16 protein-coding genes are annotated in these 18,449 nt (G+C 33.7%); all 16 read left to right on the top strand.

Features of this window, described 5'->3' with window-relative positions; all coding sequences use genetic code 11:
• Positions 1-54 precede the first annotated feature (54 nt).
• Positions 55-1,029: a hypothetical protein gene (locus tag SPJ17_RS01275; RefSeq protein WP_321091977.1), complete on the top strand. Its 975-nt coding sequence runs from the start codon at positions 55-57 to the stop codon at positions 1,027-1,029.
• 218 nt (positions 1,030-1,247) lie between these two features.
• Positions 1,248-2,126 carry a 30S ribosomal protein S2 gene (gene rpsB, locus SPJ17_RS01270; RefSeq protein WP_321091975.1) on the top strand — a complete coding sequence of 293 codons (879 nt, stop codon included), beginning with the start codon at positions 1,248-1,250 and terminating at the stop codon, positions 2,124-2,126.
• A 28-nt stretch (positions 2,127-2,154) separates the two neighbouring features.
• Complete coding sequence (gene tsf / locus SPJ17_RS01265) at positions 2,155-3,060, top strand: translation elongation factor Ts (RefSeq protein ID WP_321091973.1); 906 nt, start codon at positions 2,155-2,157, stop codon at positions 3,058-3,060.
• 70 nt (positions 3,061-3,130) lie between these two features.
• On the top strand, positions 3,131-3,841 hold the full coding sequence (gene pyrH / locus SPJ17_RS01260) for a UMP kinase (RefSeq protein ID WP_321091972.1): 711 nt from the start codon (positions 3,131-3,133) through the stop codon (positions 3,839-3,841).
• Between the two features lie 14 nt (positions 3,842-3,855).
• The gene (frr, locus tag SPJ17_RS01255; protein WP_321091970.1) at positions 3,856-4,410 is read left to right on the top strand and encodes a ribosome recycling factor; all 555 of its coding nucleotides are present in this window, start codon (positions 3,856-3,858) and stop codon (positions 4,408-4,410) included.
• Positions 4,411-4,551: 141 nt separating this feature from the next.
• A complete protein-coding gene (locus SPJ17_RS01250) occupies positions 4,552-5,580 on the top strand; it encodes a phosphatidate cytidylyltransferase (protein WP_321091969.1) in 1,029 nt (342 codons plus the stop codon).
• On the top strand, positions 5,580-6,722 hold the full coding sequence (gene dxr, locus SPJ17_RS01245; protein ID WP_321091967.1) for a 1-deoxy-D-xylulose-5-phosphate reductoisomerase: 1,143 nt from the start codon (positions 5,580-5,582) through the stop codon (positions 6,720-6,722). Before SPJ17_RS01250 ends, dxr begins: the two co-directional genes overlap by 1 nt.
• A 4-nt stretch (positions 6,723-6,726) precedes the next feature.
• A complete protein-coding gene (gene rseP, locus SPJ17_RS01240; RefSeq protein WP_321091965.1) occupies positions 6,727-8,409 on the top strand; it encodes an RIP metalloprotease RseP in 1,683 nt (560 codons plus the stop codon).
• A 21-nt stretch (positions 8,410-8,430) separates the two neighbouring features.
• A complete protein-coding gene (gene rlmD / locus SPJ17_RS01235) occupies positions 8,431-9,843 on the top strand; it encodes a 23S rRNA (uracil(1939)-C(5))-methyltransferase RlmD (protein WP_321091963.1) in 1,413 nt (470 codons plus the stop codon).
• A gap of 454 nt (positions 9,844-10,297) precedes the next feature.
• A complete protein-coding gene (locus SPJ17_RS01230; protein ID WP_321091962.1) occupies positions 10,298-12,883 on the top strand; it encodes a DEAD/DEAH box helicase in 2,586 nt (861 codons plus the stop codon).
• A 2-nt stretch (positions 12,884-12,885) separates the two neighbouring features.
• Positions 12,886-13,599 (top strand): SWIM zinc finger family protein, encoded by a 714-nt coding sequence (locus tag SPJ17_RS01225; RefSeq protein WP_321091960.1) that lies wholly within the window; start codon positions 12,886-12,888, stop codon positions 13,597-13,599.
• A gap of 209 nt (positions 13,600-13,808) precedes the next feature.
• Complete coding sequence (locus tag SPJ17_RS01220) at positions 13,809-14,657, top strand: queuosine precursor transporter (protein WP_321091958.1); 849 nt, start codon at positions 13,809-13,811, stop codon at positions 14,655-14,657.
• Positions 14,654-14,950: a hypothetical protein gene (locus SPJ17_RS01215; RefSeq protein WP_321091956.1), complete on the top strand. Its 297-nt coding sequence runs from the start codon at positions 14,654-14,656 to the stop codon at positions 14,948-14,950. The genes SPJ17_RS01220 and SPJ17_RS01215 overlap by 4 nt, the downstream gene beginning before the upstream one ends.
• Positions 14,871-16,142: an amidase gene (locus tag SPJ17_RS01210; protein ID WP_321092022.1), complete on the top strand. Its 1,272-nt coding sequence runs from the start codon at positions 14,871-14,873 to the stop codon at positions 16,140-16,142. Before SPJ17_RS01215 ends, SPJ17_RS01210 begins: the two co-directional genes overlap by 80 nt.
• A gap of 151 nt (positions 16,143-16,293) precedes the next feature.
• Positions 16,294-17,964 (top strand): diphosphate--fructose-6-phosphate 1-phosphotransferase, encoded by a 1,671-nt coding sequence (locus SPJ17_RS01205; RefSeq protein ID WP_321091954.1) that lies wholly within the window; start codon positions 16,294-16,296, stop codon positions 17,962-17,964.
• Between the two features lie 99 nt (positions 17,965-18,063).
• On the top strand, positions 18,064-18,449 hold a 386-nt coding region (locus tag SPJ17_RS01200; RefSeq protein WP_321091952.1), incomplete at its 3' end, for a hypothetical protein.

Raw genomic sequence — 18,449 nt, 5'->3', positions numbered from 1 at the left:
TCAAACCCAACTTTGATATAATGCTAATGTTCGAAAAGAAAAGGAGCAATGATTATGAAGACTAAGTTCATTTCTTTAGGTGTAGCTTGCTTATCCTTCTTAGCTTTAACATCTTGTATGACGAGAACTAATGTGGATTATTCAACAGTACGCCAAATTACAAAAATTGATACAGAAGTATCTACTGCATTAAATTTATTTTATGATGAAAAACAAGAGGATGAAACTGCATCAAAGTTAGATGAAGATACAAAAAATAATACGTATTATGATTTGTTTGTAGCAAAGGATGCTAACGCAAGCCTTTTTGCTTATGAATATGATCTTACAACCTATTTCAATTCTTTTAATGGCGAAAGAAACAATACGGTAACAATAAATACATTATCCTTTGGGATCCAGAATTCTGATGCGATTTATGATGAGGAAAAGACTCAAATTTTAACGCAAGCATATGACCAAGAAAAGGGTATTGGAAAAAAGCTTAATGTAGAATTTACAATCACAACATCCAAGGATTATTCTAGAACGATTTCTACTAAGCCAGCATATAAAGTATTTAAGGATGGTGAGGATGTATCCTTATCTATCGTTTATATGCCTGTTTATGTAATTCATTATGTATCGAATCAGCCTGTTTTAAAAAATTATGTATTCTTACCAATTTATGCAACCTTCGTTACAGAAACTGGTAAAGAGGTAAAAGAGGATGGTACACTAGCTTTAAATACATTAGGTACAATAAAAGTTGTAGATTTAGATAAGTACTTTGGAGAAGCAGCAAATACACTAGAAGCATCGAAAGAACCAACAGTTCCAAGTACACCAGTTGAACCAGAAGAAGAAAATAATTCTGGATTATCTGCAGGAGCTATTGTTGGTATTGTATTAGGATCTGTCTTTGGCGCATTACTTATTTTATATTTCCTAGTTGGATTTACTTTATATAAGAATGGCACATTAAATGGCAAGTTCTTCAAGGCAATTTATGCTTGGATTAAGCGTCCAAAAGATAATAGAAAAAGATAATTATATATTTATATATAAGGGCATGGTTTGAAATTTATTCCATGCCTTTTTATATTTTTAAAAAAATGGTTGAAATTGTACTTTATCTATGGTAATATGTTAAAGGCACAAAATACACATGCTTTATGAGAAGGCCATCGTGTGCATGTAAAACTGTTGGGGGCTTTCGTTGATTAAAGCAGAGGACAAAAACAAAAATAAAATGGAGGAATTAAAAAATGTCTGAATCAGTAGTTTCAATGAAACAGTTATTAGAGTCTGGCGTACATTTCGGTCACGCTACTCGCCGTTGGAATCCAAAGATGAAGAAGTATATCTTCACTGCAAGAAATGGAATCTATATTATCGATTTGCAGAAGACTGCAGATCAAATTGAAAAGGCTTATGCCGCTTTATTAGAGATTGCCAAGAATGAAGGTAAGGTTTTATTCGTAGGTACTAAGAAGCAGGCTCAAGAGGCTGTAAAGGAAGAGTCCGCAAGATGCGGTATGTACTATGTTAACCAAAGATGGTTAGGTGGTACTTTAACAAACTTCAAGACAATTAAGAAGAGAATTACTAAGCTTGAAAGCTTAACTAAGTTATTAGAGGATACTGAGGCTACAGCTAAGCTTCCTAAGAAGGAAGTTATTAAGCTCGTTGCTGAAAAGGATAAGCTTGAGAAGTTCTTAGGTGGTATTAAGGAAATGAAGAAGCTTCCTGATGCTTTATTCATTGTTGATCCTCGCAAGGAGCACAATGCAATTTTAGAAGCTCGTAAGCTAAACATTCCAGTATTTGGTATCGTTGATACAAACTGCGATCCTGATGATGTTGATTATGTAATCCCAGCAAACGATGATGCTATTCGTGCTGTTAAGTTAGTTGCATGGGTTATGGCTAATGCTGTAATCGAAGGTAACGGTGGTACAGTTGAAAAGTTCGATGATGCTGCAGAGGAAATCAACCAGGCTGAGGAAATTTCTAAGGAAGCTCCTAAGGCTGAAAAGGCTCCAAAGGAAGCTAAGGCTCCTGCTAAGAAGGCAGCTGCAAAGCGTCCTGCAGTAAAGAAGGCTCAACCTAAGAAGGAAGAGTCCGCTGAAGCTAAGGCTGAATAATTTAAAATAAATTACGGAGGATATTGAAATGGCAAATATTACTGCTGCTATGGTAAAGGAATTACGTGAGAAGACTGATGCAGGTATGATGGACTGCAAGAAGGCTTTAGTAGCTACAGATGGCGATTTTGAAAAAGCTGTTGTATGGTTACGTGAAAAGGGTCTTGCAAAGGCTGCTAAGAAGGCAGGCGTTGTTGCTGCAGAGGGCTTATGTAATTATGTGGTTTCTGGTAACAAGGTTGTTTTATTTGAGTTAAACTCTCAAACTGACTTCGTTGCACAGAACGTAAAGTTCAAAGCATTATTAGAGAATGTTGGTAACATTATCGTTAATTCTAACGCAACAAATACAGAAGAGGCTTTAGCAATTGATGTTGATGGCAAGACTTTAGAGACTGTTATTATGGAATCTTCTGGTACAATTGGTGAAAAGATTTCTTTACGTCGTGTTCAGGTTTTAACAAAGAGTGATGCACAGGTATTTGGTACATACAAGCATATGGGTGGTAGAATCGTTACAGTTGCAATCTTAAACGGTTCTGATGAGGCTGTAGCTAAGGATGTAGCTATGCATGTTGCTGCACTTTCACCTAAGTATGTATCTAAGGATGATATTCCTCAAGATGTTGTAGCTAAGGAAAAGGAAGTTATTTTAGCTGCTGCATTAAATGAGAATGCATCTAGTGCTAAACCAAAGCCTGAAAAGATTATTGAAGAAAGAATCGTACCAGGTCGTTTAGAAAAGAATTTAAAAGAAATTTGTTTATTATCTCAGGCATTCGTTAAGAACCCTGACCTTACTGTTGAGCAGTATGTTAAGGGCGCTAAGTCTGAAGTAGTAACATTCGTGCGTCTAGAAGTAGGCGAGGGCATCGAAAAGGTTGAGACTGATTTCGCTGCTGAAGTTGCTGCACAGGCTGCTGCTGCAAAGTAATAACGCTCAAAAAAGGGAGAACAATGTTTGAATTTGCTCTCCCTTTTTTTGAAAAATAGGAGGATAAGTTATGTATAAACGTGTTTTATTAAAGCTTTCTGGTGAAGCATTAAAGGGAGAAACATCCTATGGAATTGATCCTAAGACCGTAAATGAGATCGCTGAACAAATCAAGGACGCAAAGGATTTAGGCGTTGAAATTGGTATTGTTGTAGGCGGAGGAAATATCTGGAGAGGAAAGACTGCAGAGGGCTTAGGTATGGATAGAGCTCAGGCAGATTACATGGGTATGCTTGCAACAATAATGAATGGGCTTGCCGTTCAGGATGCCCTAGAGCAGCATGGAGTTCCAACTCGTGTTATGACTGCTGTAGATTGCGATAAGGTTGCAGAGCCTTACATCAGAAGAAGAGCAATTCGCCATTTAGAAAAGGGGAGAGTTGTCATTTTCGTTGGTGGACTTGGTTCTCCATATTTTTCAACGGATACAGCATGTGTTTTACGTGCAACAGAAATTGAAGCAGAGGTTGTATTAATGGCTAAGAATCATACCGAGGGTGTATATGATTCTGATCCAAGATTAAATCCAAATGCAAAGCTATTTACTGAAATTACATTCTCAGAGATTTTAGAGAAGAATCTTCAGGTTATGGATTCAACTGCAGCATCCTTATGTAAGGATAATAAAAAGCCTTTAATCGTATTTAATATGAGTCAAAGAGGTAATATTGTTAAAGCAGTTGAAGGTAAAAAAATAGGTACACTAGTTAAAGTAGAATAGAGGAGGAGAAACTTGTGGAAGAAGAATTAGAAATGACCCTTTTAGAGGGCGAAGAAAAAATGGATAAGGCTATCGCTGCATATGAGCGTGAGTTATCCACTGTACGTACTGGTAGAGCTGCTCCAAGCCTATTAGATACTGTTTATTTTGAATATTATGGAGCAAAAACACAAATCAAGAATGCAGCATCCATCACTGTACCTGAATCCAATCAGCTTTTAATTAAGCCATATGATAAGTCTAGTGTTAAGGATATTGAAAAGGCAATTCTTGCATCACCTTTAGGATTAACTCCACAAAGTGATGGTACACAGATTCGTCTTATCTTACCAAAGATGACTGAGGAGAGAAGACGTGAGCTTGTTAAGTATGTTTCAAAGCTTGAGGAAACTGCTAAGGTAGCTATTAGAAATGCAAGAAGAGATTTAAATGACGATATTAAAAAGCTTGGCTTACCTGAGGATACTGAGGCTAATGCACTTGAGGAAGCACAAACACTTACAGATAAGAAAATTCAAGTTATTGTTGAATTAACAGAACGTAAGAGCAAGGACTTAATGACAATTTAACAAACGAAATCCAGCATTTTGGAAAATTATGGTGTTTTCCTTATATGCTGGATTTTTATTTTTTATAATGCTATAATACAATAGATTAAGTATTGTATATTAATATACAATAAAAATAAACCTATTTGTGAGGTGAATCCTATGAAAAAAAGAGTTATCACAGGTTTAATTCTTGCAACAATCCTGATTCCTTGTTTACTCGTTCCTGCCTGCTTGCCGGTTTTGGAATTCGTTGTAGTACTTTTGATAATTGTTGCTGAATTTGAATTATTAAATATGTATGATAGGGATAAAAAGATACCCCTTTGGTTAAAGATCGTAACAACACTTTTAACCTTAGGTTTATCGTTTTCCATTTTCTCTTTTATGTCTATGCAAGAAATTACAACCATCAACGCACAAGGAGAGGCTGTAAGAGTACATCTATTTGATCCAAATACTTCCCTAATTTTAAGAGGATTGAAGAAACTACATTTTCATTTAATGTTTACTCCTGTTACTGCATTGCTCATTAGCTTTATCATTCTTATGTCCTCTATGATTTTCCTTCATGATTTTGAGGTTAAGGATGCAGGTAGATTGTATTTATCTATTATTTATGTCGGTGTATGTAGCGCTGCATTTATGACACTTCGATTCTTTGGAGTAAGATTCGTCGTTTACTTATTATTAATTACAACCGCAACGGATATCTTTGCACTTGTCTTTGGTCTTGCCTTCGGTAGAAGTGGTAAGCATAAGCTTGCCCCTAAAATTTCCCCAAAGAAGTCTTGGGAGGGTGCGATTGGCGGAACCGCTGTTGCTATTGTATTAGGCTTTTGCTTTTCTTATTTATATGAATATATTTCTGGTTTGTTCCCAGCAATTTCAGGTGGACAGATGGAATTCTTCCAAGGTGTGTTTAACTATAATACATTTACTCAAGTAGGAAAGGTATTCGTTTGTTTAACATTAACTCTATTATTATCGATTACATCTCAGGTTGGAGATTTAGTTGCATCGAAATTGAAGCGTGCATATGACATAAAGGATTATTCCCAGGTATTCCCAGGCCATGGTGGAGTGCTTGATCGCTTTGATTCTGTATTCTTTTCATCAGCAATGTTTTTAGGATTCATTATCTTTGAGATTAACTTTATTGATGTATTATTGGCAGGTGCTGGTTTCTAATGAGATATTTATATATTGCAGGAGCTTGTGGGTCTATTGGTACACAAACTCTAGATATTGTAAGAGAAAATAAAAATGAATTTAAAGTCATTGGAATGAGTGTTGGAAAGAATAAGGAGCTAGCGATTAAACTCATTGAAGAGTTTAAACCTGAAATCGTATGTTTCCGTGAAGGATATGCCTACGATTTATCCTATAATCCAAAGATTGTATTTGGAGATAGTGGATTATTAGAGCTTGCTTCCTATTCCAAATATCCTGATGAGGTATTTGTTAATGCTTTAGTTGGTATGAGTGGTCTTATGCCTACGATTTATGCAATCAAGGCTTTAAAAACGATTTGCCTTGCCAATAAGGAAACCTTAGTTGCAGGTGGAGATATTGTAAGAGAATATGCTAAGGAATATAAGGTTAGCTTAGTCCCAATTGATTCAGAGCATTCTGCGATTTTAGAATGCCTACAAGGAGAAAATAAGGATGAGGTTAAAAGATTGATTATTACAGCTTCTGGTGGTTCTTTTCGAAATAAAACTAAAGAAGAGCTAAGGGATGTAACGAAAGCGGATGCTTTAAAGCACCCCAATTGGTCTATGGGAGCTAAGATTACGATTGATTCTGCCACTATGATGAATAAAGGCTTTGAGGTTATTGAAGCACATCATTTATTCGATATTCCTTATGAAAAAATTGATACTATCCTACATCCTGAATCTATCGTTCATTCTATGGTGGAATATGAGGATGGTGTAATTAAAGCATCCCTTGGTACTATAGATATGCATATTCCTATTTCCTATGCCCTAAGATATCCTAAGCATAAGGTATTAGAATCTAAGCCTTTAAATCTTATTGGCTTAAAGCTTGAATTTAAGGAATTATCTATAGATCGATACCCTTGCTTAGGCTTTGCATATTATGCTGCAAAAAGAGGCGGAGTATATCCTGCGGTTTTAAATGCTGCAAACGAGGCTGCTGTTCAATTATTTTTAGATGATAAGATTTCATTTTTAACCATTGAAGATATTATTGAAAAAGAAATTAAGGATGATAAATATGAGAATATTCCATATACTCTTGAGAATGTTGTATCCTTGAGTCATTCTTTAATTAATGAAATCTTATTAAAGTATGGAGGTGATTAATCTCATGTTTTTAGAATTAAGTGGATTTCCTCTTATTTTATTAGCGATTATTGCATTTATTGTTATTCTAGGCTTAATTATTTGTCTTCATGAAGCAGGACATTTCTATATGGCTAAGAAATTTGATGTCTTATGTCATGATTATTCCATTGGTATGGGACCTGCAATCTATAAGAAAAAGGGCAAGGAAACAACCTTCTGTGTTCGTGCAATTCCTATTGGTGGATTTGTTTCTATGGCAGGGGAGGAAGCAACGGATGATTTTACTAAGGTTGGTACAAAGGTTGGCCTAAACCTAGAGGATGATATCGTTCAAGAGATTATCTTAGATGATGCGAAGGAATGCATGGTTAGAGGAGAAATCAATGATAAGGATTTAGATGGCAAGGATGGTAAGGATTTATATATCACATTAATGGATGATATGGGTGAGACACATTATTATCAAGTAAGTGAGACCGCAACCTATGTGTTTGAAAAGAATGAAACCTTACAATTAGCACCATACCATAGAACCTTTGATGCAAAAAAGATTTGGCAAAGATTATTAATTCTATTTGCCGGACCTTTTATGAACTTTGTTTTGGCTTTTGTATTATACTTGATTATTGCCTTTGCAACTGGTGTTCCAAATTATGATTCCAATCGTGTAGGTACAGTATCAAGTGGATATCCTGCAGCAAGTTTTTTAGCTCCCCAAGATCAAATTACCTCTGTAAATGGGGTAAGTACCAATTCTTGGTGGGATTTCCAGCGAGAAATGGATAAGCTTTATGATAATTATGGTACAACCGTAAATATCACTTATTCTCATAATAATGAGGAGCATACGGCAACAATGGAAACCTATACCTCTATTGTTTCCATTGGTCTTACCAATTTTGGTGCTAAGGATTTTACCTTAGTAAAGGTTCCAGAAACTGAGGTTTTTGGCTTAGAGGTTGGAAAATCTACATTATCTAATGGAAAGAATTCTATTCGATATAAAGCAGAAGAGGGCACATTATCCCAAGGAGACTATATCACTAAGATTTCTATTGATGGGACAATTTATGCAATTGAATCCTGGAGCCAAATTATAAAATTGTTTAAGGAAATGAATGTTACTACATCCGTCGATGTAAGATTTGAATATTATGATTTAAAAGAGGATAACACCTATTCCTTAGTAAAGTTAGAGGATTGTAAATCTATTGAGCCTTATACAGATGAGTTATTATCCAATCAAAGAATTGAAAAAATTGCACAATACATTGGTGTTGCACCAGAATATCATTTTTCCTTCTTTGAATGTATTGGAGTGGCAGCTAAAGGCTTCTGGAATGATTTTACATTAATCTTTAGAACCTTAGGAATTCTAATTGCCCCTTCTAGTGTAAGACAGGTTGGTGTATCGGATTTATCCAGTGTTGTTGGTATATTCGATATGGTTAAGCAATATATTGGTGCTGGCTTTATCCCACTTTTATCCTTGACTGCATTATTATCTGTAAATATTGGTGTAATGAATTTACTTCCAATTCCTGCGCTCGATGGTGGAAGAATTGTATTCCTCATTATTGAGGGGATTACAGGTAAAAAAGTACCAAAGAAGGTTGAATCTATTATTAACCTTGTATTTATGGGATTGTTGTTAATATTATTCGTATTTATCACCTATAATGATATTTTACGTTTAATTCATTAATTTGTAGGAGCTGTATATTTTATGAGTGAGTTTGTAAAAACAAAAAAAGAATTCAATAAAAAGCCTTTTAATGGCAATAAGGACATTAAAGAAGGTAGCGAATTCATTTTAGATATTAAAAGATTAGGCATTAACGGAGAAGGAATAGGATTTTATAATCGTCTTGCTGTATTTGTTGATGGTGCAATCCCAGGGGAGGGACATAATGTTTCCATTACAAAACTTGAGGGTAAGATGGCCTATGCTAAGAGTATAGAAATAAAGACCAAAAGTGAATATAGAAAAGAGCCTTTATGTCCTTATTATCTATCTTGTGGTGGGTGTAATGTTATGCACATCGATTATAATGAAATGCTAAAATATAAAAGAGAAATTCTAATTGAGGCATTAAATAGATATACCACCATTAATCCTAAATCTTTTGAGATTAAGCAAACAATTCCATGTGATTATCCTTTAGGATATAGAAATAAAGCTCAATTAAATATAAAGAAATCTTTAGGTCATTCTCAGGTTTCTATGATTAAAGCGAATTCGAATATCTTAGTTCCAATTGATAAATGCTTAGTACAAAAGGATTTAATTAACACCATCAATGAAAAGGTATTAAAATGTATTGATGAATTCAATATTGATCCTTTTATTCGTAAAACAGGACTTGGTATTTTAAGATATCTAGTTGTTCGCGTAACAAAGGATGATAAAGCCTTAGTTTGCTTTGTGTGCAAGAAGAAGGATCGAGTGATAAAGGAATTAGCGAATAAGGTTTTAGAAATAAAAGAAGTAATTAGTGTATACGAAAACATCAATCCACAGGATAAATCTATTGATGTTTTTGGCACAGAAACGAATCATTTAGCCGGTGATGAATATATTATTGAAACTCTAGGAAAAATTAAATATAGAATTTATCCTACGACATTCTTCCAACTAAATTCTTATCAAGCAGAAAAGCTTTATGATACAATCCTAAAACAAGCAAAGCTTTCCTTCAAGGAAAGAGTATTAGATGCTTATTCGGGCGTTGGTACAATTGGATTATATTTGGCTCATAACGCAAAGGAAGTCATTGGTATAGAATATAATAAGGATTCCATTCGAGCTGCAAACGAAAATGCAAAACTAAACAAAATTACGAATGCAAGATTTATCCAAGGGGATGCCTCTGAATTATTACCTAAGATGGTTAGAGAAAATGAGGTATTTGATTGTTTAGTTGCAGATCCACCAAGAACAGGCTTAGGGGACAAGTTTATTACTTCCATATTAGAAAGTGGAGTAAAAAGATTCATATATGTTTCTTGTAATCCTGCAACACTAGCGAAGGATTTAGAAAAATTAAAGGAAGCATATCAAATCAATTCTATTACTCCTATAGATATGTTCCCACAAACTGCACATGTTGAAAGTGTTACTCTTTTAGTCAAACGATAATGTGAAAAAACAAGTCCACTGAATAAATCCTGAAGTATCATAAAAATATGTTAGTATAAATGTGAGTACTATGAAAAAGAATTAAAGAAGATAGATAAGGTATTACTCATCTAGTAAAACCTGCCTTCATTAGGGCAAAACCTATAGGGTGAGTAAAAGTAAAACCTATAGATCCCCTCACTTTAAGCGAATTGTAGATAGAGACTATACTGCGGCAACCCATATTTTAAATTATGGCATAGCCCATAATTAAAAAAAAATAGTATGGTAGGATACCGGAATTTACGCTCATGGAGTCCATGTAAGAGGCCAATTGGTAAAGAGTACTATGAAGTGAGAATTTTATGATTTAAATCGTGAATGTCCAATTACAAAGCGGAATTTATAGTGTTAATTTTGAAATCGAAAGAAAGGATAAATCAATTATTTTATAAATTTGATTGGTACTATTAATATGATATATGCATTTGAAAAGAGTGAACTAAGCTTTATTTTTACCACAAATGATTTCATACTTGATCAAAAAATCCAAGATGAATCATTGGAATGTTATTTAGCAAATAAATATGAGTATTTATATCAATTGGCATTTATTAAAGAAGAAAATATTAAAGAAAAAAGCGCAAAATATTTATATAACATTTCTTTAACCTTCAAAGAAAAAATATTAAACAGTCCCGAAATTGAATTTTTAAGGGAAAATATAGAACCCACGTATTCTTGCGATGAAATAAGGAAATTACTGGACTATATCCCATTTGTTGTTGGATATGAACGAATAAATGAAGAATGGATTATCCATTTATTAAATGAATTAAAGGAAGTATTTTCATCTGAAATAAAGGAATATAAAGGTACTGTAAATAGCTATTTATTTGAAAAGGATAAAACGGTAAAAATTCCTGAAAAAATATATTTTCATTTGGTGGAGAATAAAGAGGATCCAGAATATCCATTTGCGTTTTTAGCAACATATGTGACGAATATAAATGGTAAAATAAAACACAAACCACTTAGTTATTCATTGCATGAATATAGAAACGATACAAAGAGGGCATTAACTTTATTAAGTACATTAAATAAAGCGAAAGAGGTGTCAAAATTTGTTAATGATTTAATGTGTAATGACCATAATGATATCATGCACCCGATAAAATTGAGGGCAGATGAAGCATATCTATTTTTAACTGAGGTAAAAAAACTAGAAGAAGTTGGTATTTACTCAAGAATTCCAAATTGGTGGCGGAATCGTACTAGAAGTAATATTAAAATGTCCGTTAAGATTGGTGAAAAGGAAAATAGCATTTTGGGATTTGATTCCTTATTGTCCTTAAATCCATATTTATCTATTGATGGGGTAAAGCTAACCAAAAAAGAGATTAAAGAGATTCTTGAATTATCCAATGGATTGGCATTGATTAAAGGAAAATGGGTTGAAATTGATCATGAAAAACTAGAACAATTATTACATAAACTGGATGAAAATGATACAAATATTTCATTTCTGAATGCGCTTAGAATGTCGATGGAAGAAAATGAAGATGATATGGATTCTACTTATGTATCACAGGGTAAATGGATGAAAAATTTACTTGATGAATTAAAGAATGCGAATAAAATACAAAATGAAATTGTTCCTTCCACTCTAAACGCAACATTAAGACCATACCAGGAAAAAGGATATTCATGGCTTAGACTTTTAGATAGATTATCTATTGGTGGGTGTATAGCGGATGATATGGGTTTAGGTAAAACAATACAGGTTTTGACATTTTTGGAATCGAAAAGAATTGAAAATAATAAGAATCATAATCTATTGGTTGTTCCAGCATCCTTGCTTGGAAATTGGGAAAATGAAATATTGCGTTTTACGCCTTTATTAGATTATAAAATTGTACACAATAATGTATTGCCTGACCATATTCCCTTTTTAATGATTACTACATATTCGATGCTATCAAGGATTAAGGGATTAAATGAAATAAAATTTGACATCGTCATTTTAGATGAAGCTCAAGCTATCAAAAACCCAAACACGAAGCAAACAAAATTATCTAAATCATTGAATGCCAGAGTTAAGTTTAGCATGACGGGTACACCAATTGAAAATGATTTATCTAATTTGTGGTCGATTTTTGATTATCAGGATAAAGGCTTACTTGGAAGTGAAAGAGAATTTAAAAAATTTTGTAGTGATATCGATTCAAAACCATATAAATACCAGAAATTAAAAAACATGATAGCTCCATTTCTATTAAGAAGGGTTAAGACAGATAAAAGCATTATTAAAGATTTACCTGAGAAGATCGAAAAAATAGATTATGTCGATTTATCGAAAAAGCAGGTTGTACACTACAATGAAATATTAAAGGATTTAGAAAATAAATTGTTAGATTCGGATGGAATTCAGCGAAAAGGCCTTATACTATCTTCAATTTTAAAATTAAAACAAATTTGTAATCACCCCAATCAATATTTAGGCTTATGCAATGATTATTTTGAAATGGAAGATAGCGGTAAATTTGTTATGCTAAAAGAGATTTGCGAAGCAATTTATCAAAAAAGAGAAAGGGTATTAGTATTCACCCAATTTAAAGAAATAATAGAACCATTAAATCGTTTTTTATTTGAGGTTTTTAAAACTAAGGGATTGGTATTACATGGGTCAATCCATGTAAATAAAAGAAAAGAAATTGTAGAACAATTCCAAAGTGATGAATATATCCCATATATGATTATTTCGATTAAAGCTGGTGGTACTGGCTTAAATTTAACAAAAGCAAATCATGTAATTCATTTCGATAGGTGGTGGAATCCAGCGGTTGAAAATCAAGCAACAGATAGAGCTTTTAGAATAGGTCAAAAGAGAAATGTGGTTGTTCATAAATTCATTTGTAGAAAGACAGTTGAAGAAAAAATAGATGAATTAATCAATTCAAAATTGAAGTTAGTATCCGATGTAATTGGGGATACATCAGAAAAATGGATTACAGAAATGAATAATGAAGAAATTATGAACCTACTTAAGTTGGAGGGATAAAAATGGGATATAGCTATTATGATTATTCTTATACAACTATGGATGATTTAAAAAGATTAGCCAAAAAATCGACCGAAAGATTAACAAAAAAGGGGTTAATTCTTGAGCCTGTTCATTTAGTTGGTAATAAGATTGCAAAAAATTGGTGGGGTATTTCATGGATCGACAATCTTGAAAAGTATTCGGATTATAGTAATCGATTACCAAGAGGGAAAAAGTATCTTAAATCCGATTGTATACTTGATTTAAAGATAAAAAAAGGTAGAATAGATGCAATCGTTCAAGGCTCATCATCTAAGCCTTATGAAGTATGTGTCCATATCAAAGTTTTAAATAAAGAAAAAATAGAAGACATAGTTCAATTATGCGAAAATAAAATTGAAAGTATAGAAGACCTAATTAATGGGAAATTTCCGGATACATTAAAAGAGGTTTTTATTGGCAAAAACGGATTATTTCCAAGCCCCAATGAAATTGAATTTGATTGTTCTTGCCCCGATTATGCATCACTTTGTAAGCATGTTGCGAGTGTATTATATGCCATAGGCGCTAAATTTGATACGGATCCTAGATTATTTTTTGAATTAAGAGGAATAGATGTGAATCAATTCATAAAAAAAGCTGTTGATAATTCGATCGAAAAATTATTGGTTGAAAAGAAAAAAAGTGAAAGAGTAATTGCCGAAGAAGATATGGATAGATTATTTGGAATTTAATTGTAGAATAATGAATCATACCTTTTTCATTTTCATAAACTATTTTACTAAGAGAAAATCTTTACACTTGAATTCTTTATTGTAAAGGTATATACTATAGCGGTAATTGAATAAGATAGTTCGTAATCCATCCTATCTTTAAATAAAACTAGGGAACAAAAGAGTGTTTTTTAGTTGCACTCTTTTTATTTTTTGTGAGGAGTGATCGTATGAATCCCTTAAAAAAGTTGAAAATATGGTTTATTGATACACTGGAATGGTTCTTTGATTTTCATGATTGGAAGATGCTACTTAGAAGCATTCCTGGCGTAGTTACAATGCTATTTATAATGGCGACAATCACTATGAATTTAGCTGCAAATAAAATTGTTTGGAGTGGAATATATATTCATGACACTCCATTTGTGTCCATTACAGGAGGAATATTCCTTTCGTGGGCAGTTTTCTTAGTAATGGATATTGTAACAAAGACATATGGCACAAAGGCTGCAATTAAGCTAACGGTTTTAGGTGCTTTAGTGAATGCTATTGCGGTTATATTTTTAGCACTTATTGCTTTATTTCCGGCAAAATATCCATTTGAAGGTGCAAGTAATATTTTTGATACATTATTTGGCTTTGAGGCTAATGCTGCCCCACAGCCATGGCAAATATTAATATCATCTACAATTGCATATATTATCTCAGGTATTATAAATGCGATTATTAATGGTCTATTCGGTAAAATCTTTAAGAAGAATCCAGATGGTAAGCTTGCTTTTTATTGCAGAAGCTATGTGAGTACTATATTTGGTCAGTTTGTTGATAATTTTATTTTTGGCGCTTTAGCCTTCGCGGTTTTTGCAAAATTTTATACTTTCCCAACATTAATTGGCATTGCGCTTTTAGGTGCATTAATCGAACTATTCTTTGAGGTGTTCTTTAGTCCAATTGGATATAGAATCTGTAAAAAATGGCAATCCGAAGGAGTAGGAAAGGATTATTTTGACTATTGTAAGGAAATGGAATTACGTAAGGAACCATCAAGATTTGAGTTTAATAAAGAGGAAAATCTATGAGTGAAATAAAATTAGAATATTTGTCTGCACTTGAAATAGGTGAATTAGTGAACTCGAGGGTAGTCACACCAACAGAGGTGCTAAAGTATTTTGAAAAAAGAATAAAGGAAAGAAATAAATCCATTAACGCATTTACCTATACAAGATTTGATTTAGCCTATATAGAAGCAAAAAAAATTAGAAGAAAGATTAGAACAAGGGGAAAACTTAGGTATTTTTGCGGGTGTTCCCTTTGGTTTAAAGGACTTCTTGCCAAGCAAAAAGGGCTGGATGCATTCCTATGGTGGAGTTAAATGCTTAGTAAGCATGGATGAATATGATAGCTTATTTTGTGAAGTGATGGAACAAGAGGGTGGTATTGCCGTTGGTAAAACGAATGCCCCATCCTATGGCTTTAGTGGAACGACAGACAATAAGATGTATGGCGCAACATCTACTCCATTTAATACGTTATATAATGCTGGTGGATCCTCTGGTGGTAGTGCAGCTGCAGTAGCGGATGGCTTACTACCTATTGCAGAGGGAGGAGATGCTGGAGGGTCTATTCGAGTGCCTGCTTCTTGCTGTAATTTGGTGGGATTTAAGGCGGGCTTTGGTTCTATTCCATTATTGAGTAGACCGGATGCATATTCCGCATCCCATCCCTATTGTGTTGGTGGTGGATTAGTCAAAACAGTAAGTGATGCGATTGCCTTATATAAGCTTATGGCAAGGGTAGAGCCTAAGGATCCATATAACAATATGGTATTAAGACAAAATGAAGATATCGATGACTATATAAATAGTAATCAAGCCCTAAGAATTGCCTTTACCTATGATTTTGATTTATTTCAAGTAGATGAAGAAGTAAAAAAGATCGTTTATGATGCGGCAAAGCGCTTTATAGATAAGGGCTATATCGTTGAAGAGGTTCACTTTAATTTTAAGCATACAGCAAATGAATTTTCCTCTCTTTGGTGCAAGGGAATTACAATTGATTGTGCCTTAGAAATCAATCATCAAAAGGAAAAGGGAATGGATTATTTTAAAGATCATTTAGAGGATTTCCCAGAGGATTTCATTTATTATAAGAATGTTTGTGATCGCTTGGGGATTGAGGATTTATATGAGTTCAATTTAGCTAAAACGGATATTTTAGATAATTTTGAGGATGTATTTAAGAAATATGATTTAATTCTTTCACCAGTTACCTCATGTCTTCCTGTGAAAAATAATCCAAAGGGCTTTACAAAGGGACCAGAAGAAATCAATGGTAAAAGGGTGGATTCTCTAATTGGCTGGTGCCAAACGTATTTGGTTAATTTTGTAAGCTATCCAGCGATTTCTATTCCTGCAGGATTGGCATCTTTAAATTTACCTGTAGGTATGCAAATTATTGGTAAGCGATTTGAAGAAAAAATGGTCTTAAAGGCAGCTAAGGATTTTGAAGAAATTAAGCCTTGGAGAGATAATTATTCAATTTCCTTCAATAGAAAGATAAAATAAGTAGTAGAGAATGGAATTGCTCCCTTTAAAAGCATGAAAACACTTTTAATATTTAATTTTGATGATACAAAGTATTTAATACTTTTTATCTTTGAAATTAAGTGATATAATACATTTGGTTAAAAAATACATTTATTAAAGGAGAAATAAGATGAAGAGTTTATCACCACTTCAAAAGGCAAGATACCAATACACTCCAAAGCTACCTGGAATGTTAAGAAATGGTATTGCTGATATTTGTGTTAAGGAAGGCCTACCTACTCAATCTGTTCAAGATCAAGAGAAGATTAAGGCATTATTCCCTAATACTTATGGCGAAAAGGAAATTACATTCGAAAAGGGCAAGAATACATCTTTAGCTAAAAAGCAAGTTGTAGGTGTAATTCTATCTGGTGGACAGGCACCTGGTGGACACAATGTAATTTGTGGTTTATATGATGCACTTAAGGCTACAGATAAGAATAATGTTCTTTTAGGATTTAAGAATGGTCCTTCTGGACTTTTAGATGATGATTATATTGAATTCACTGATGAATATATAAACGAATACAGAAATACTGGTGGATTTGATATTATTGGTTCTGGTAGAACTAAGCTTGAAACTAAGGAGCAATTTAAGGTTGCAGCTGAAGTTGCAAAGAAGCATGGTATTACTGCAATTGTAATCATTGGTGGAGATGACTCCAATACAAATGCTGCAGTATTGGCTGAATATTTTGCAGCTAATCATACTGGCGTACAGGTTATTGGTTGTCCTAAGACTATCGATGGAGACTTAAAGAATGAGGATATTGAATGCTCCTTCGGCTTCGATACAGCTACTAAGACTTATTCTGAGGTTATCGGTAATATTGAAAGAGATGCGAACTCTGCAAAGAAGTATTGGCATTTCGTTAAGGTAATGGGCCGTAGTGCTTCTCACGTTACACTTGAGTGTGCTCTTGAGACTCAGCCTAATATCTGCTTAATTTCAGAAGAGGTTGCTGCAAAGAAGATGAGCTTATCTCAAATTGCAGATTATATTGCTGATTCTGTTGAGGCTCGTAGCCAAAAGGGTATGAACTTCGGTGTTGCAATCATTCCTGAAGGTGTTGTTGAATTTGTTCCTGAATTCTCAGTATTAATTGCTGAAATTAATGAATTACTTGCTGGGGCTAAGGCTGATCTGTTCAATGCTTTAGCAACTTGGAAGGAAAAGTATGAATTTATTAAGAAGGGCTTAACTGCTGCTTCCTTTGCTGTATTTGAAATTTTACCTGAGGCTATTCAGCAGCAATTATTCTTAGAGCGTGACCCTCATGGTAACGTACAGGTTTCCTTAATTGAATCTGAAAAGCTATTCAGTGCTTTAGTTAAGGCTAAACTTGCTGAAAGAAAGAAGGCTGGAACTTACAAGGGTAAGTTCAATGCATTACATCATTTCTTCGGTTATGAAGGAAGATGTGCATTCCCATCCAACTTTGATGCGGATTATTGCTATTCCCTAGGCTACAATGCATTCATGCTAATTCAGTATGGCTTTAATGGTTACCTATCTAAGGTATCTAATCTATCTAAGCCAGCTGAGGAATGGGTTGCAGGTGGTATGCCTATTACAAAGATGATGAATATGGAAAGACGTCACGGTGAAGACAAGCCAGTTATTAAGAAGGCTTTAGTTGAGCTTGATGGTGCTCCATTCAAATATTTCGAAGCTCATAGAGCACAGTGGGCTGTTGAAACTGCATATACTTATCCAGGTGCTATTCAGTATTTTGGACCAAGTGAGGTATGCGATCGTACAACAGTTACTCTTGCTTTAGAGAAGGGCATGTTAAAGTAATACAAGATGATGCATAGGCTATGGCTTATGCATTTTTCTTTTTTTTCAAACCCCCTTATGATATAATCAAAAGTGTTCAGTTGCAATTTAGGTGATTCTATGGAAGAAAAAGAAAAGAAGCCATCCTGGCTTGAAAAAATAGATCAAAAAGCTCTAGATAAGGGAAAAACAGTTAAGACATTATGGCAGATTCTAAAATTTACCATTATTTGTACGTTTACTACAGGAATTCAGCTTTTATTAGTAAATTTGTTGTTGTTATGGATGAAGAATTGGGATGCTCCACTTCCAAGCTTTTTAGAAATTATTTTTGATCCTAGTGTTGTAGGAGAAGGAAATGATAATTGGGGTTATGTATTACCTTTCTTCTTATCGAATGCTATATCGAATACGATTGCATATTTCTTAAATAAGAAGAAAACCTTCCGTTCGGATGCACCATTGTGGCATTTTTATGTTTATATAGGTGTCATTGTTTTCCTTGT

It is taken from the genome of Anaeroplasma sp. (assembly GCF_034179385.1).
Classification (GTDB): domain Bacteria; phylum Bacillota_I; class Bacilli_A; order Acholeplasmatales; family Anaeroplasmataceae; genus Anaeroplasma.
The sequence above is the reverse complement of the archived record's forward strand: the minus strand, read 5'-3'. Positions and strand labels throughout refer to the sequence as shown.

Bases quoted from the DNA above. Each gene is read 5' to 3' on its own strand.
- SPJ17_RS01275 (WP_321091977.1), top strand. From the start codon at position 55: ATGAAGACTAAGTTCATTTCTTTAGGTGTAGCTTGCTTATCCTTCTTA.
- rpsB (WP_321091975.1), top strand. From the start codon at position 1,248: ATGTCTGAATCAGTAGTTTCAATGAAACAGTTATTAGAGTCTGGCGTA.
- tsf (WP_321091973.1), top strand. From the start codon at position 2,155: ATGGCAAATATTACTGCTGCTATGGTAAAGGAATTACGTGAGAAGACT.
- pyrH (WP_321091972.1), top strand. From the start codon at position 3,131: ATGTATAAACGTGTTTTATTAAAGCTTTCTGGTGAAGCATTAAAGGGA.
- SPJ17_RS01250 (WP_321091969.1), top strand. From the start codon at position 4,552: ATGAAAAAAAGAGTTATCACAGGTTTAATTCTTGCAACAATCCTGATT.
- dxr (WP_321091967.1), top strand. From the start codon at position 5,580: ATGAGATATTTATATATTGCAGGAGCTTGTGGGTCTATTGGTACACAA.
- rseP (WP_321091965.1), top strand. From the start codon at position 6,727: ATGTTTTTAGAATTAAGTGGATTTCCTCTTATTTTATTAGCGATTATT.
- rlmD (WP_321091963.1), top strand. From the start codon at position 8,431: ATGAGTGAGTTTGTAAAAACAAAAAAAGAATTCAATAAAAAGCCTTTT.
- SPJ17_RS01230 (WP_321091962.1), top strand. From the start codon at position 10,298: ATGATATATGCATTTGAAAAGAGTGAACTAAGCTTTATTTTTACCACA.
- SPJ17_RS01225 (WP_321091960.1), top strand. From the start codon at position 12,886: ATGGGATATAGCTATTATGATTATTCTTATACAACTATGGATGATTTA.
- SPJ17_RS01220 (WP_321091958.1), top strand. From the start codon at position 13,809: ATGAATCCCTTAAAAAAGTTGAAAATATGGTTTATTGATACACTGGAA.
- SPJ17_RS01215 (WP_321091956.1), top strand. From the start codon at position 14,654: ATGAGTGAAATAAAATTAGAATATTTGTCTGCACTTGAAATAGGTGAA.
- SPJ17_RS01205 (WP_321091954.1), top strand. From the start codon at position 16,294: ATGAAGAGTTTATCACCACTTCAAAAGGCAAGATACCAATACACTCCA.